We start from the raw sequence: 15325 nt of genomic DNA on the forward strand, positions 1-15325 counted from the left end.
TGTCGGCATCATGAGCGACAGCAGCAGCACCACGAGCACCCCCGGCACCTCGATCACCGGCTCGGACCGCGTCAAGCGCGGCCTCGCCGAGATGCTCAAGGGCGGCGTGATCATGGACGTCGTCGATGCCGAGCAGGCCCGCATCGCGGAAGAGGCCGGCGCGACTGCCGTCATGGCCCTCGAGCGCGTCCCCGCCGACATCCGCGCGCAGGGTGGCGTCGCCCGCATGTCCGACCCCTCGATGATCGAGGAGATCATCGCGAGCGTGTCGATCCCCGTCATGGCGAAGGCCCGCATCGGCCACTTCGTCGAGGCGCAGGTGCTGCAGGAGCTCGGCGTCGACTACATCGACGAGTCCGAGGTGCTGTCGCCGGCCGACTACGTCAACCACATCGACAAGTGGAACTTCACCACCCCCTTCGTCTGCGGTGCGACCAACCTGGGCGAGGCGCTCCGTCGCATCACCGAGGGCGCGGCCATGATCCGCTCCAAGGGTGAGGCCGGCACGGGTGACGTGTCCGAGGCCACCAAGCACATCCGCACGATCAACAAGGAGATCGCGGCGCTGCGCCACCTCAAGGAAGACGAGCTCTACGTCGCCGCGAAGGACCTGCAGGCCCCGTTCGACATCGTGAAGGAGGTCGCGCAGACCGGCAAGCTCCCCGTGGTGCTCTTCACCGCCGGTGGCGTCGCGACCCCGGCCGACGCCGCGATGATGATGCAGCTCGGCGCGGACGGCGTGTTCGTCGGCTCCGGCATCTTCAAGTCCGGCGACCCGGCCAAGCGTGCCGCCGCGATCGTCAAGGCAACGACCTTCCACGACGACCCCAAGGTCATCGCCGAGGTCTCCCGCGGTCTGGGCGAGGCGATGGTCGGCATCAACGTCGCCGACGTCCCCGCACCGCACCGTCTCGCCGAGCGCGGCTGGTGAGCGCCCGGCCCCGCATCGGGGTCCTCGCGCTGCAGGGCGACTTCCGTGAGCACATCGCGTCGCTGACGGAACTCGGTGCCGACGTGGTGCCGCTCCGTCGCCCGGAGGAGATCGGCGCCCTCGACGGCGTCGTCATCCCGGGCGGGGAGTCGAGCGTCATGGACAAGCTCGCGCGTGCCTTCGGCGTTGCCGAGCCGCTGTCCGAGGCGATCCGCGGCGGGCTACCGACCTACGGCACCTGCGCGGGCATGATCATGCTCTCCTCGCGCATCGCCGCCGGCATCCCCGGGCAGCAGACGCTCGACGTGCTCGACACGACGGTGCGCCGCAACGCCTTCGGCAGCCAGAACGACTCGTTCGAGATCGACATCCCGATGCCGGCCCTCGGTGAGGCCCCGGTGCACGCGGTGTTCATCCGCGCGCCCGTGGTGGAGCAGCACGGCCCCGGGGTCGACGTCCTCGGCGCGCTCCCCGACGGGCAGGTCGTCGCGGTCCAGCAGGGCGCCGTCATCGCGAGCGCGTTCCACCCCGAGGTCGCCGGCGAGGACCGCTTCCACCGGCGCTTCCTCGACCTCGTCCGCGCCGCCTGACGCCGACCAGCCGGTCGCTCGACGGGGTCAGGCCACTCCGGCGGCGACCAGCACCTGCACCACGACGGCCCGGACGGCGAACACGCCGAACCCGAGGGTGATCACGGCGTACACGACGAGCCGAGCGCGCCGCGGCCGGCCCACGGCACGCAGGATCTCCGCCGCGCTCTGCAGCACGAACACTCGTGTGGCGAGGAGCAGCGGGACGGCGGCCACGGCCCACGTCCCCGTGGTCGGTGCCGCCAGCGCGACGATGCCCCAGGTCACGAGCGCGGCGAAGCCGGCGATGTACGCACCACCGCGGTCGTTCTCCTCCTTGCGACGCCGTCCGCGGTCGGCGACGAGCCCGTCCCACAGCCCGGACCGCACCTGACGACGGCGTTGCACGATCGTGGTGACGTCCTGCGCAGCGGACTGCAGCAGCAGCGCGACGGCGAGCACGGTGACGATGGTCGTGTACCCGTCGCCGGCGGGTGGGACGATGCCGGCGAGCAGGAGCACCGCTCCGGCGGCGCCGGCGATCCAGGTGAGTGCCGCGACGCCGAGCACGACGGGCACGAGCGGGACCCGCCGCATCGTCCGGAGGAGCAGTCCGCGCGGGAACTTCGCGAACGAGTGCACCTCCACGAAGCAGACCCAGAGCGCCGCGATGCCGGTCAGGGTCCACCCGAGCGTCTTCGTGACGACGTTCGCACCGCCCCCGGCAGCGATGTGGGCGCCGAGCACCGTCACGACGAGGGACCAGGCGACGACGCCGACCGGCACGGACACGAGGCTCCAGAGCCCATCGTCCACACGCCGGCGGGCCTCCCACGACGTCGGGTGCTGCGCGAGGACCCGAGCGGACTGCGCGACCCGCTCGGACAGCTGCAGGACCGACCCGGCCGCGAGCATCACCCACTCGTCGTTCGGGTCGAGCTCGAGTGCTCGGTCCATGGCCTCGCGTGCCCGTGGCGCGAGGGCCGCGTCGGTCCACGAGAGGGCGCGGTAGCACTGCGCCGCGTCGGCGAACAGCCGGGCGTCGTGGGGTGCGAGCTCGAGCGCGCGGTCGAGGGCTGCCGCGGACCGGGCGACGTCCGCCGTCGGCCACGCGGCTTCCTCCGCTGCGGACCGCTTCGCGTGCGACCAGCGTGTGTGTGCGAACGCCCACAGCAGGTGCGCGGTCGCCCAGTCCGGCCGGCGCTCGCGCAGTTCCTCGGCCGCGGCCTTCGCCGCCTGGCGCTCGTTCGCGTCGAGCATCGCGTTCACCCGGGCGGACAGTGCGGTGGCGTTGTCGGGGTCGAGCGCGAGGGCGCGCTCGGCGGCGGTGCGACTGGCGGCGTGGTCGTGGCGCGCACGTTCCGCCCGTGCGAGCGTCGCCCACAGCCGGGGGTCGTCCGGTGTGCTCGCGACGGCGGCGGTGAGCACGGCCCGCGCCTCGTCCGGGCGCTTGAAGCCCAGGAGCGCGTCGGCGCGCTCGACCACGACGTCGACCGCGTCGGGCATCAGAGCTGCTTCTCCTCGCGGAGCCACTCGACCATGTCGTCGTACTCACCGCTGCCGTTGGAGTACTCCGCGACGTTGCGGGCGGTCTGCACCCAGGGGCCGATCGACGGCTTGACCTCCTTGAGGGCGGCGCGCATGTCGTCCATCCGCATCGGCCGCACCGACCCGGTCCGGATCGACTCCGTCATCGCCTTCTCCGCCGCGGTGGTCACGAGGTGCTCCAGGTCGGCGCCGGAGAAGCCCTTCGTGCGACGGACGAGGTCGCCGAGGTCGATGCCCTCGATCGGCCGTCGGCGGAGGTGGACACGGAGGATCGCCTCGCGGGCGTCGTCGTCCGGTGGGCGCACGAGGACCATCCGGTCGAAGCGTCCCGGTCGCTTCAGCGCGGCGTCGACCTCCCACGGGTGGTTCGTGGCCGCGAGGACGTAGACCCCGTCGTTCTGCGAGTCGACCCCGTCCATCTCGACGAGGATCTGGTTGACGACGTTCCGGAACGACGAGAACGTGTTCCCGCTCCGCTTCGCGCCGATCGCGTCCATCTCGTCGAAGAACAGCACGGCCGGCGCGTGCTCGCGGGCCGTGCGGAACACCCGGTGGATGTTCTTCTCGCTCTCGCCGATGAACCGGTCGAGCACGTCGCTGAGCGTGACGGAGATGAAGTGCGCCCCGAGCTCACCGGCGATCGCGCGGGCGAGGAACGTCTTGCCGCAGCCGGGCGGACCGTACAGCAGCAAGCCGCCGCGGAGCTTCTTGCCGAACGCGGCAGCGATCTCGGGGTGCGCCATCGGCTGCAGGAACGACTCGTCGATCCGCCGCTTCACGACCTCGAGCCCGCCGACGTCGGCGAGTCGGACGGTCTCGCGGCGGAGTTCCGCCACCGGGTCGGCGTCCTCGGCGGTCTCGGCAGCCTCGGCCACGAGCTCCTCGTCGTGCTCGGCCACGACCCGCTCGACGAACGGCGGCTCGGTCGGGTTCGCGATCGACGCTTCGAGCTCGGACCAGTCGATGTCCTCGTGCCGGTCGCTCGGTGCCGGCGGCGCCCCTGCCGGAACCGCGGCTGGCGTCGATCCTGGCGGCTCCGCTGCCGCGAGGGCCGCGCGCCGGACGACCGCCGTCGCCGCATCGTCCTCCGGTGCCTCGCGCAGCACGACGCTCGCCTGCTCGATCGCCTCGCCGTGCCGGCCGGCGTCGGCGAGCAGCTCGGCGTAGCGGACCCGGAGGGTCCGGTCGTCGGGGAGCGCCTGGACGGCGGCCTCGAGTGCGGACAGCGGATCGGTCATGCGTTCCCCCTGGGTCGTCCCGGTGCTGCGCCCATCGTACGTGCGTCGACGGGCCCGCCCGCGAGGCGGGGCCGCACCGTGCCTCCAGGCCGCTAAGCTGGACGGGACTTTCCGCAAGACGCAAGGAGCACCGTGTCCGGGCATTCCAAGTGGGCAACGACCAAGCACAAGAAGGCCGTCATCGACCAGCGACGTGCCAAGTCGTTCGCGAAGCTCATCAAGAACATCGAGGTCGCCGCCAAGATGGGCGGCGCCGACCTCTCCGGCAACCCGACCCTCGTCGACGCCGTGCAGAAGGCCAAGAAGACCTCGGTCCCCAACGACAACATCGACCGCGCCATCAAGCGCGGTGCCGGCCTGACCGGTGAGACGATCGAGTACACGACGATCATGTACGAGGGCTACGGCCCGAACGGCGTCGCGATGCTCATCGAGTGCCTCACGGACAACAAGAACCGTGCCGCTGCCGAGGTCCGCACCGCGATGTCGCGGAACGGCGGGACCATGGCCGACCCGGGCAGCGTCGCCTACAACTTCTCCCGCAAGGGCGTCATCTCCGTCACCAAGACCGACGGCCTCGACGAGGACACCGTCATGACGGCGGTGCTGGACGCCGGCGTCGAGGACGTCATCGACCAGGGCGGCGGCTTCGAGGTCATCACCGAGGCGACCGACCTCGTCGCGGCCCGCACCGCGCTGCAGGACGCCGGGATCGACTACGACTCCGCCGATGCCGAGTTCGTCCCCGGCCTCAAGGTGCCGGTCGACGCCGACACGGCGCGCAAGGTGTTCCGCCTGATCGACGCGCTCGAGGACAGCGACGACGTGCAGAACGTCTACTCGAACTTCGACATCCCCGCGGACGTCCAGGCCGAGCTCGACGAGGACGAGGACTAGCCCGATGCTGCGCGTGCTCGGGGTCGACCCCGGGCTCACGCGGTGCGGCGTCGGCATCGTCGAGGTCGCATCGAACCGCCGCGCCCGGCTCGTCCACGTGACGGTCGTGCGCACCCCGGCGGACATGGCGCTCGAGCAGCGGCTGCTCCGCATCGCCGACGGCATCGCCGCCGAGATCGACGAGCACCGTCCCGACGCCGTCGCGGTCGAGCGGGTGTTCGCGCAGGCGAACGTCCGGACGGTCATGGGCACGGCGCAGGCCGCCGGCCTCGCCCTGCACGCCGCGGCGGCACGGGGGCTGCCGGTCGGGCTGCACACCCCGTCCGAGGTGAAGGCTGCCGTGACCGGGTACGGCAACGCGGACAAGCGCCAGGTGCAGACGATGATCGCGCGCGTGCTCGGCCTCGACGAGGCCCCCAAGCCCGCCGACGCCGCGGACGCGCTCGCCCTGGCGGTGTGCCACGCCTGGAGGCTCGGGTCACCCGACACGGTCGGCACGCGTGCCACGAACCTCACCCCGGCACAGCGTGCGTGGCGGGACGCACAGGGCGGCACGGTCGACTCGCCGCTGGCACGCGCCGCGGCCGCGGCCGCCGGTCGCTCGCAGCGTGGCTCGTCGGCATCGTCGGTGGCCGGCCGTAGGCTCGGGGCATGATCGCGAGTCTCCGGGGCACCTGCATCGACATCGCCGGCTCCGGCGTGGTGATCGAGGTCGGGGGAGTGGGCTACGCGGTCACGGTGACCCCGGCACACGCCCTGACGATGCGCCACGGGTCCGAGGTCTTCGTGCGGACCGCGATGATCGTGCGCGAGGACGAGCACCTCCTCTTCGGCTTCGAGTCCACCGACGCGCTCCAGGTGTTCGACCTCCTCCGCAGCGTGTCCGGCGTCGGCCCGAAGTCGGCGATGGGCGTCCTCGCCCACATGGACCCGGCCCAGGTCGCGAACGCCGTCGCACACGACGACGACGGCGCCTTCCGCAAGGTCTCCGGCATCGGCCCGAAGACCGCCAAGCTCATCATCGTCGCCCTCTCCGGCAAGCTCGCCGCGTTCGAGCAGGTGCCCGTCGTGGCGGCCCGCGGCGGCACCGCGCACCCGGCCGCGACCGACGTCGTCGCCGCCCTCGTCGGCCTCGGCTGGCGCGAGGACGCCGCGCAGCGCGCGGTCGACGAGACCATCGCGTCCGAGCCGGGCGTCGCCTCGATGGGCACCCAGGCACTGCTCCGCGCCGCCCTGGGTGCGCTCCGCCCCGCCGGTGCCGGCCGGTGAGCGGGATCACCGCCGCGGGCGCCGAGTCACAAGAGGAACTCGCGTTCGAGGGGGCCCTCCGCCCGAAGTCCCTCGACGAGTTCGTCGGGCAGCGGAAGGTCCGGGGGCAGCTCGACCTGCTCCTCAAGGCGGCGGCACTGCAGGACCGGACGCCCGACCACATCCTGATGGCCGGCCCTCCCGGACTCGGCAAGACGACCCTCGCGATGATCGTCGCGCACGAGTCCGGTCGGCCCCTGCGGATGTCGAGCGGCCCGGCGATCCAGCACGCCGGTGACCTCGCCGCAGTGCTGTCGTCCCTCGTCCCCGGCGAGGTCCTGTTCATCGACGAGATCCACCGGATGGCCCGCTCGGCAGAGGAGATGCTCTACCTCGCGATGGAGGACTTCCGCATCGACGTGATGGTCGGCAAAGGGGCCGGCGCCACGAGCATCCCGCTCGACCTCGCGCCGTTCACCCTCGTCGGCGCCACCACGCGTGCCGGCCTCCTGCCGAACCCGCTGCGCGACCGCTTCGGGTTCACCGCCCACCTCGAGTTCTACGAGAAGGACGAGCTCGAGCAGGTCCTCATCCGGGCGGCACACCTGCTCGAACTCGACATCGACCGGTCCGCGCTGCGCGAGATCGCCGGGCGCTCCCGGGGCACACCACGCATCGCGAACCGCCTGCTCCGACGTGTCCGCGACTACGCCCTCGTGCACCGCACCACCGACGGCATGGCCGCCGTGCAGGGCGCCCTCGACCTCTACGACGTCGACGAACTCGGACTCGACCGCCTCGACCGCGCCGTGGTCGAGACGATGCTGACGCGCTTCGACGGCGGTCCCGTCGGCCTGAACACCCTCGCGGTGTCCGTCGGGGAAGAGTCCGAGACCATCGAGTCGGTCGTCGAACCGTTCCTCGTCCGGGTCGGCCTCGTCACCCGCAGCCCCCGCGGGCGGATCGCCACCCCGCAGGCCTGGCGGCACTTCGACATGACACCCGGGCAGGCCGGCCTCGCACAGCCCGGGCTGTTCGACGACGACGCCGACTGACGTCCCCGTCCGCGGTCTCGGTGACATGCCACGCACAGACGTGTGCCCTAGACTGCTACGGCCCGAAACCGAGCAACCAGAGAAGGCAACGCATCATGGGTCAAGAAGTCATCCTCATCGTCATCGTCGTGGCGTTCGCGGCCTTCATGTTCTACAACAGCCGGAAGCGCAAGAAGCAGCAGGGCGAGCTCGCCACCAAGATGGTGCCGGGCGCGAAGGTCATGCTGTCCTTCGGTCTGTACGGCACGCTCCTGTCGGTCGACGACGAGAAGGTCACGGCCGACGTCGAGATCGCACCGGGAACGGTCGTCACCGTCCACCGCCAGACCCTGTCGCGTGTCGTCGACGACACCGCGTCGGACATCACCACCACGGCCACGCCCGAGGACGAGCCGGCAGCGCCGAAGCCCGTCGCCGAGCTCAACGGGGAGCCGATCTACGGCGAGCGTGTCGAGTCCACGGACGCCGACACCGACGCTGCGAAGCGCAAGACCGAAGACTGACTCCTCGGCCGCCGGGTCCACCGACCCGGCGGCGACACCTGCCGCCGGTCAACCGCCGTCGGTCCTGACAGAAAGACGAGACGACCGGTGGCACGATCGACACCCGTCAAGAAGGCGATCCGCTCGCTGACCTGGTTGGTGATCCTCATGGCGGTCCTCGCGGGGTTGAACACCGCCGCGTCGGTCCTCGCCGGGAACACCAAGGACGACAGCGGCAAGTGGTTCGAAGGGGCCAGCTGGGTCCCGGAACTCGCCCTCGACCTCCAGGGCGGCACGCAGCTGACGCTCGCGGCGCAGAACACCGAGGGCGGCTCGGTGACGAGCCAGCAGCTCAACCAGGCCGTGAACATCATCCGGCAGCGCATCAACGCGACCGGTGTCTCGGAATCGCAGATCAACACCCAGGGGACGAACAACATCGTCGTCTCCATCCCGGGCAAGCCGGACAAGGCGACGATCGACCGCATCGAGGCGGCGGCGAAGCTCACGTTCCGCCCGGTCCTCTACACCGAGGCGGCGACCAACACCGCGGTGGGCGGCAGCGGATCCTCGTCGGCCTCCGCGGCGCCGTACTCCCCGCCGGCATCGCTCGCCGCGACGCCGAGCGCCAAGCCGACCAACGGCAGCGACCTGAACTGGGTCACGCCGGCGCTGCAGGACCTGTACACGAACTACAACTGCAACGCTCCGGACGACGTCACGACGGCGCCGGACGACGAGCCCCTCGTCACCTGTGACCAGGACGGTGCCGCGAAGTACATCCTCGGCCCGGTCGAGGTGTCCGGCTCGGGCATCAGCAACGCCACCTCCGGCCTCGCGACCGACTCGCAGGGCACGTCGACCGGCCAGTGGGCCGTCAACCTGACGTTCAAGGGCAAGAGCTCGGACGACTTCCGCGACGTCACCAGCCGGCTCGTGAAGCTGCAGCCGCCGCAGAACCAGTTCGCGATCGTCCTCGACGGCTCCGTCATCACGGCCCCGGCGTCGAACGCGGCCATCACGAACGGCAAGGCGCAGATCACCGGCTCGTTCACGGCCGACTCCGCGAAGACCCTCGCCGACCAGTTGAAGTACGGCGCGCTGCCGATCAACTTCCAGGTCCAGTCGAACGAGAACATCTCCGCGACGCTCGGTACCGCGCAGCTCGTCGGTGGCCTCGTGGCGGGTCTGATCGGTCTGATCCTGGTCATCATTTACTCGGTCATCCAGTACCGGGCGCTCGCGTTCGTCACGGTCCTCTCGCTCGGTGTGGCCGCGGCGTTGACGTACCTCGTGATCGCGATCATGTCCTGGCGCGTCGACTACCGCCTGTCGTTGGCGGGAGTGGCGGGTCTGATCGTCGCGATCGGCATCACGGCGGACTCGTTCATCGTGTACTTCGAGCGCATCAGGGACGAACTCCGTGACGGCCGGGGCCTCGAGAGTGCCGTCGAGTCCGGGTGGAAGCGTGCACTGCGCACGATCCTGGCGTCCGACTCGATCAACTTCCTCGCCGCCGTGGTGCTCTACATCCTCGCGGTGAGCGACGTGAAGGGCTTCGCGTTCACGCTGCTCCTCACCACCCTGATCGACGTCGTCGTGGTCGTCATGTTCACGCACCCGATGATGCAGCTCATCGCCCGCAGCCGCTTCTTCGGCGAGGGACACCGGTTCAGCGGGCTCGATCCCGCGGCCCTCGGCGCCGTCTACCGCGGTCGCGCGCAGTTCCGCGCGCCGGTCGTCGACGGCAGGCGTCAGCGCAGCGCCGGTGAGGCGCAGCGTCGACAGACGATCGCAGAGCGGAAGGCCGCGCAGGCCTCCGGCGAGAACGGCACGACGCCGGACGGGAAGGACGACTGATGGCCAGCTTCAGCCAGTTCGGCAGCGACCTCTACACGGGGAAGCGCTCGTACGACATCGTCGGCCGCCGCAAGACCTGGTACGTCATCGCGATCATCGCGATCGTGGTCTCGCTCGCGGTCCCGTGGCTGCGTGGCGGGTACCAGCTCGGCATCGAGTTCACCGGCGGGTCCGAGTTCACGCTCTCCGACGTGAAGACGCTCGACCAGAACCTCGCCACCGAGACCGTCGAGTCGATCGTCCCCGACGGCGTCCCGCGTGTCTCGCAGCTCGGTACGCACGGCATCCGCGTGCAGACCGGCCAGCTCACCGACCGTGAGACCTCCGAGGTCCAGGACGCCCTGGCGAAGGCCTACGACGTCCCGGACAGCCAGGTCGCCGCGACCTTCATCGGTGCGACCTGGGGTGCCGACGTGCTCAACCAGGCGATCCGCGGCCTCGTGATCTTCCTCGCCCTCGCGGCGGTGTTCATGGCGCTGTACTTCCGCACGTGGAAGATGTCGGTGTCCGCCATGGTGGCGCTCCTCCACGACCTCCTGATCACGGCGGGCGTGTACGGCATCGTCGGGCTCGAGGTCACGCCCGCGGCGGTGATCGGCTTCCTGACCATCCTCGGCTACTCGCTGTACGACACCGTCGTGGTGTTCGACAAGGTCCGCGAGAACACGAGCCAGGAGTCCCACCGCACCTTCGTCCAGTCGGTGAACCTCGCGGTCAACCAGACGCTCGTGCGGTCGATCAACACCTCGGTCGTCGCACTGCTGCCGGTCGGCGCGATCCTCTTCATCGGGTCGTACATCCTCGGCGCCGGAACGCTCCGCGACATCTCGCTCGCGCTGTTCATCGGCATCATCGTCGGCACCTACTCGACGATCTTCATCGCGTCGCCGATGTACGCGCACCTGCGAGAGAACGAGCCGAAGATCAAGCAGGCCGACGCCAAGAAGCAGGCCGCTGCCGCCAAGCGTCAGCGCGAGGTCGACGCGACGGCGGGCGTCTGATGCCGGCGGAGATCGTCGACGTCGACGTGGCCGAGGCCCGTCGGCGGATCGACGCCGGCGCGCGCCTGTTCGACGTGCGCGAGCAGGGGGAGTGGGACGAGGTCCACGCTCCCGAGGCGACCCTCGTGCCGATGTCCGAGTTGGTCGCCCGGTGGAAGGAGATCGACGGCGGCGACGAGCCCGCGATCATCGTCTGCCACTCCGGCGGACGCTCCGCGCGGGTCGTGGCGGCACTCGAGCAGTCCGGGGTCCCCGCGGTGAACCTCGTCGGCGGCATGGTCGCGTGGGAGCAGTCGGGCGCCCCCGTGGTGCGCGACGCCCAGGGCGAACCGCGTCACGAGCACTGACCGGACACGCGTAGTCTTGTCGGATCGAGCTCGGACGGGCATCCCGGGAGGCGCAGCATGACGGACACGCGTGAGTCCACGCCGCAGGACGCCTCTGCGCCGCGGGCAGGGCAGGACACCGGCTCCGCGAGCCGCCCCGGCTCCGCACCCCGGCCGACGAGTCCGCTCGGGCCGAACACGACCGGCAACCTCGGTTCGCTCCGGTCGCTGCTGCCGCGGCTGTTCTCGCGCGCCCAGCCCGCCGGTGCGGTCGACACCCTGATCCGCACCGTCCGGTCGCACCACCCCAAGGCCGACGTGACGCTCATCGAGCGCGCCTACTCGGTCGCGGAACGCGCGCACGACGGGCAGAAGCGCAAGTCGGGCGAGCCGTACATCACGCACCCGGTCGCGGTGGCGCAGATCCTCGCCGACCTCGGGATCGGGCCGATCACCATCGCCGCGGCGCTCCTGCACGACACCGTCGAGGACACCGACTACCAGCTCGACCAGCTGCGCGAGGACTTCGGCGACGAGATCGCCATGCTCGTCGACGGCGTCACGAAGCTCGACAAGGTCAAGTACGGCGACAGCGCCCAGGCCGAGACCGTCCGCAAGATGGTCATCGCGATGTCGAAGGACATCCGCGTCTTGGTCATCAAGCTCGCCGACCGGCTGCACAACGCCCGCACGTGGGGCTTCGTCGAGTCGACCTCCGCCACGCGCAAGGCGAAGGAGACCCTCGAGATCTACGCGCCGCTCGCGCACCGGCTCGGCATCCAGATGATCAAGCTGGAGCTCGAGGACCTCTCGTTCGCGGTGCTCCACCCCAAGCTGTACGTCGAGATCGACAGCCTGGTGAAGGAACGCCAGCCGAAGCGCGAGCAGTTCGTCCAGAACGTCATCGGCACGCTCAAGAAGGACCTCAAGGCCGCCAAGGTCCGCGGCGAGGTCATGGGCCGCCCGAAGCAGTACTACTCGATCTACCAAAAGATGATCGTCCGCGGGCGCGAGTTCGACGAGATCTACGACCTGGTCGGCATCCGCGTCCTCGTCCCGACCGTGCGCGACTGCTACGCGATGCTCGGTTCCGTGCACGCGCGGTGGACGCCGCTGCCGGGTCGGTTCAAGGACTACATCGCGACGCCGAAGTTCAACCTGTACCAGTCGCTGCACACCACCGTCCTGGGGCCGCAGGGCCGTGCGGTCGAGATCCAGATCCGCACCCACGAGATGCACCAGCGGGCCGAGTTCGGTGTCGCCGCCCACTGGAAGTACAAGCAGCGCGCGGCCGGCCGTGACGTCGACTCCTCGTCGGCCACCGACCAGGACATGGCGTGGCTGGCGCACATCACCGACTGGCAGGCCGAGACGAGCGACCCGGGTGAGTTCCTCGACTCGCTCCGGTACGAGATCGGTGCGAAGGAGACCTACGTCTTCACGCCCCAGGGCAAGGTCATCGGGCTGCCGTCCGGTGCGACCCCCGTCGACTTCGCGTACGCCGTGCACACCGAGATCGGCCACCGCACGATGGGCGCCAAGGTCAACGGGCGGCTCGTGCCCCTCGAGAGCGCCCTGTCGAGCGGCGACGTCGTCGAGATCTTCACCTCGAAGAACCCCGACTCCGGCCCCAGCCAGGACTGGCTGACCTTCGTCCGGAGCCCACGCGCCCGGAACAAGATCAAGCAGTGGTTCACCAAGGAACGCCGCGAAGAGGCGATCGAGCAGGGCCGCGACGCGATCGCGCGGGCGATGCGGAAGCAGAACCTGCCGCTCCAGCGCATCATGAGCCAGGACTCGATCTCCGAGGTCGCGTCGTCGATGCGCTACGACGACATCTCCGCGCTGTACGCGGCCGTCGGCGAGGGGCACGTCTCCACGCAGTCGGTGATCGAGAAGGTCCTCGGGAACGTCCAGACCGAGACCGAGACGGAAGAGCCGGAGCTCAGCTTCCCCCGCCAGGTCACGAGCCGGCAGCTGCGCAACAGCGACAGCGGCGTCCTCGTGCGTGGCGCGCCGGACATCCTCGTCAAGCTCGCGAAGTGCTGCACGCCGGTCCCGGGCGACCAGATCGTCGGGTTCATCACCCGCGGCCAGGGTGTCTCGGTGCACCAGGCCTCGTGCACGAACGTCAAGTCGCTCATGAACGAGCCCGACCGGATGATCGAGGTGGAGTGGGCGCCGTCCTCGAAGTCGGTGTTCCTCGTGCAGATCCAGATCGAGGCGCTCGATCGGTCGGGGCTCCTCAGCGACGTGACCCGGGTGCTGACGGACCACCACGTGAACATCCTGTCCGCGACGGTCTCGACGTCGTCCGACCGGCTCGCGCTGAGCCGCTTCGTGTTCGAGATGGGCGACACGACCCACCTCGACCGTGTGCTCAACGCCGTGCGACGGATCGACGCGGTCTACGACGTCTACCGGGTCAGCGCGGGCTGACCCGAGACCCGGTCGACCAGACCGGGTCAGCGCGGGCTGACCGGCTCCCCGGCCGCGTCGAGCACGTCCCGCAACCGCCGCTCCGCCTGCCGGGCCATCGGGATCGTCCCGAGCGTCGCGAGGGACCCGGCGACCGCGGCGACCGACACCGCACCGATCGCCAGGAGTCCGGCCACGGCCGCGGCGTCCGACGGGTCGAACCCACCGGGCCGGTCCCCGGGGCTGCGCAGCAGGTCCACGACCGTGCGCAGCGGTGTGGTGACGCGGAGGCCACCGAGCACGACGACGTCCTCGTCCGTGATCACGACCTCGCGGACGCGCAGCGCGCCGTCGACGTGCACGCGGACCCGGAGCGGGACACAGGCCTCGAGCGGGGCCGGTGCACGCGAGACGGCACCCCAGACCCACGCGGCCGTCCGGGTGCTCGCGATGAGGCGCGCGTCACGGAGCGCCCACGCCGCGGCTGCCGCCCGGAGCGCCGGGGTCTGCGGTTCGGCGGGGGAGGCCCAGCACGCCCCGACGGCCACGAGCTCGCCGGCGAGGACCGCTGCGCGCAGCTCGGCCTCGGGCCAGTCGTCGCTGGTCAGCAGCCGGGTTCGGGACACCCGGACATCCTGCCCGACGCGCACGGCGCGTCGACGCGCCCTGTGGAGAGCGACGGACGTGCGCCCGCGACGCGACCACCTGTGGGCCAGGAGGCGCGGGTCGGCCCCGCACCGCGCCTCCCGTCCGTCAGCACGTGCCGTCGAGCGCCGACGTCGTCAGCGGAGCACGTCGGCCCGGTGCACGAGCGCCGCGGCGCCGATGAGGGGACCGTCCTGCGACAGCCCCGTCGGGACGATCCGCACCTTGGTCACGAAGCCGAACTCGACGCGCTCCGCCACCGCCTCGCGCGCGTACTCGAAGAGGTCGGGCGTGACGTGCGAGAACCCGCCGCCGATGGCCACGACCTCGAGGTCGACGAGGCTCGTGGCCGCCGCGATGGCCTGCCCGAGGGCGCGACCGCTGCGCTTGACGGCCGCGACGGCGATCTCGTCGCCCGCCGCGTAGGCCGCCGAGAGCTCCTCGCCGGTGCTGCCCGTGAACCCCTGCCGCTGCGCCCACGCGACGGTCTTCGGGCCGCTGGCGATCGCCTCGAGGCAGCCGGTGCCGCCGCACGCGCAGTGGTCGTCGAAGCCGCCGCACTCGACGTGGCCGATGTGCCCGGCGTTGCCCGTCGGGCCGCTGACCGTCCGGCCGTGCAGGATCAGGCCGCCGCCGACGCCGGTGGACACGATCATGCCCATCACGTGGTCGGAGCCCTGCGCCGCGCCGACCCAGTGCTCGGCGAGCGTGATCGCCAGGCCGTCCATGCGGAGCGTGACCGGGACGCCGGCGGGGACGTGCGCGGCGACGCGGTCCCGGAGCGGGTACCCGCGCCAGACCGGCATGTTGAGCGGGGAGACGAGTCCGTGCTCCTCGTCGACCGGACCGGCCGAGCCGATGCCGACACCGACGAGCGTGGCGTCCGTCGGCAGCGCGGCGAGGGCGGCCGTCACGACCTCGTCGACCGCGGCCTGCAGCTCGTCGGACGTCCGGCCGGGGCCGGTCGGGCTGCGGAACCGCGTGGCGGGGAGGACGACGCCGGCGTCGGTGACGAGGGCCGCCTCGACCTTGGTACCGCCGAGGTCGACGGCGAGGGCGAGGGGGGTGGACTGGGTCGTGGACATGCGCGCTCCGATGCGGCGGTCT

Annotated in this window: 15 protein-coding genes; 11 read left to right on the forward strand and 4 right to left on the reverse strand. The window is 71.0% G+C overall.

Features of this window, described 5'->3' with window-relative positions:
• Positions 1–10 precede the first annotated feature (10 nt).
• Together pdxS and pdxT are read left to right on the forward strand one after the other, a co-directional pair.
• Complete coding sequence (gene pdxS, locus BJK06_RS17535) at positions 11–931, forward strand: pyridoxal 5'-phosphate synthase lyase subunit PdxS (RefSeq protein WP_070418967.1); 921 nt, start codon at positions 11–13, stop codon at positions 929–931.
• Entirely contained in the window at positions 925–1521 is a 597-nt protein-coding gene (gene pdxT / locus BJK06_RS17540) for a pyridoxal 5'-phosphate synthase glutaminase subunit PdxT (protein ID WP_070418968.1), read from the forward strand. The genes pdxS and pdxT overlap by 7 nt, the downstream gene beginning before the upstream one ends.
• A gap of 27 nt (positions 1522–1548) precedes the next feature.
• Here pdxT and BJK06_RS17545 read toward each other — a convergent pair whose 3' ends face one another.
• Both BJK06_RS17545 and BJK06_RS17550 read right to left on the reverse strand, forming a co-directional pair.
• On the reverse strand, positions 1549–3006 hold the full coding sequence (locus BJK06_RS17545; RefSeq protein WP_070418969.1) for a tetratricopeptide repeat protein: 1458 nt from the start codon (positions 3004–3006) through the stop codon (positions 1549–1551).
• On the reverse strand, positions 3006–4286 hold the full coding sequence (locus BJK06_RS17550) for an AAA family ATPase (RefSeq protein WP_070418970.1): 1281 nt from the start codon (positions 4284–4286) through the stop codon (positions 3006–3008). The genes BJK06_RS17545 and BJK06_RS17550 overlap by 1 nt, the downstream gene beginning before the upstream one ends.
• A 132-nt stretch (positions 4287–4418) precedes the next feature.
• On the opposite strand from BJK06_RS17550, the gene BJK06_RS17555 reads away from it, so the two are divergent.
• From BJK06_RS17555 to BJK06_RS17595, 9 genes are all read left to right on the forward strand, one after another.
• Positions 4419–5183, forward strand: a complete 765-nt coding sequence (locus BJK06_RS17555) for a YebC/PmpR family DNA-binding transcriptional regulator (RefSeq protein ID WP_070418971.1) — start codon at positions 4419–4421, stop codon at positions 5181–5183.
• Between the two features lie 7 nt (positions 5184–5190).
• The gene (ruvC, locus tag BJK06_RS17560) at positions 5191–5838 is read left to right on the forward strand and encodes a crossover junction endodeoxyribonuclease RuvC (RefSeq protein ID WP_175475696.1); all 648 of its coding nucleotides are present in this window, start codon (positions 5191–5193) and stop codon (positions 5836–5838) included.
• Positions 5835–6452: a Holliday junction branch migration protein RuvA gene (ruvA, locus tag BJK06_RS17565; protein WP_070418973.1), complete on the forward strand. Its 618-nt coding sequence runs from the start codon at positions 5835–5837 to the stop codon at positions 6450–6452. The genes ruvC and ruvA overlap by 4 nt, the downstream gene beginning before the upstream one ends.
• Complete coding sequence (ruvB, locus tag BJK06_RS17570; RefSeq protein WP_070418974.1) at positions 6449–7486, forward strand: Holliday junction branch migration DNA helicase RuvB; 1038 nt, start codon at positions 6449–6451, stop codon at positions 7484–7486. Before ruvA ends, ruvB begins: the two co-directional genes overlap by 4 nt.
• 95 nt (positions 7487–7581) lie before the next feature.
• On the forward strand, positions 7582–7989 hold the full coding sequence (gene yajC, locus BJK06_RS17575; RefSeq protein ID WP_070418975.1) for a preprotein translocase subunit YajC: 408 nt from the start codon (positions 7582–7584) through the stop codon (positions 7987–7989).
• 87 nt (positions 7990–8076) lie between these two features.
• Positions 8077–9828 (forward strand): protein translocase subunit SecD, encoded by a 1752-nt coding sequence (secD, locus tag BJK06_RS17580; protein ID WP_070418976.1) that lies wholly within the window; start codon positions 8077–8079, stop codon positions 9826–9828.
• The gene (secF, locus tag BJK06_RS17585) at positions 9828–10829 is read left to right on the forward strand and encodes a protein translocase subunit SecF (protein WP_070418977.1); all 1002 of its coding nucleotides are present in this window, start codon (positions 9828–9830) and stop codon (positions 10827–10829) included. The genes secD and secF overlap by 1 nt, the downstream gene beginning before the upstream one ends.
• Entirely contained in the window at positions 10829–11176 is a 348-nt protein-coding gene (locus tag BJK06_RS17590; protein WP_070418978.1) for a rhodanese-like domain-containing protein, read from the forward strand. The genes secF and BJK06_RS17590 overlap by 1 nt, the downstream gene beginning before the upstream one ends.
• 57 nt (positions 11177–11233) lie before the next feature.
• The gene (locus BJK06_RS17595; protein ID WP_229085942.1) at positions 11234–13594 is read left to right on the forward strand and encodes a bifunctional (p)ppGpp synthetase/guanosine-3',5'-bis(diphosphate) 3'-pyrophosphohydrolase; all 2361 of its coding nucleotides are present in this window, start codon (positions 11234–11236) and stop codon (positions 13592–13594) included.
• 26 nt (positions 13595–13620) lie between these two features.
• On the opposite strand, the gene BJK06_RS17600 is transcribed toward BJK06_RS17595, so the two are convergent.
• Positions 13621–14199: a type IV toxin-antitoxin system AbiEi family antitoxin gene (locus BJK06_RS17600; RefSeq protein WP_070418979.1), complete on the reverse strand. Its 579-nt coding sequence runs from the start codon at positions 14197–14199 to the stop codon at positions 13621–13623.
• Between the two features lie 156 nt (positions 14200–14355).
• Positions 14356–15303 (reverse strand): ROK family protein, encoded by a 948-nt coding sequence (locus BJK06_RS17605; protein WP_070419594.1) that lies wholly within the window; start codon positions 15301–15303, stop codon positions 14356–14358.
• Positions 15304–15325: the final 22 nt, after the last annotated feature.

Origin of the sequence: Curtobacterium sp. BH-2-1-1 (assembly GCF_001806325.1) — a bacterium.
In the GTDB taxonomy this organism is placed as follows: Bacteria; Actinomycetota; Actinomycetes; order Actinomycetales; family Microbacteriaceae; genus Curtobacterium.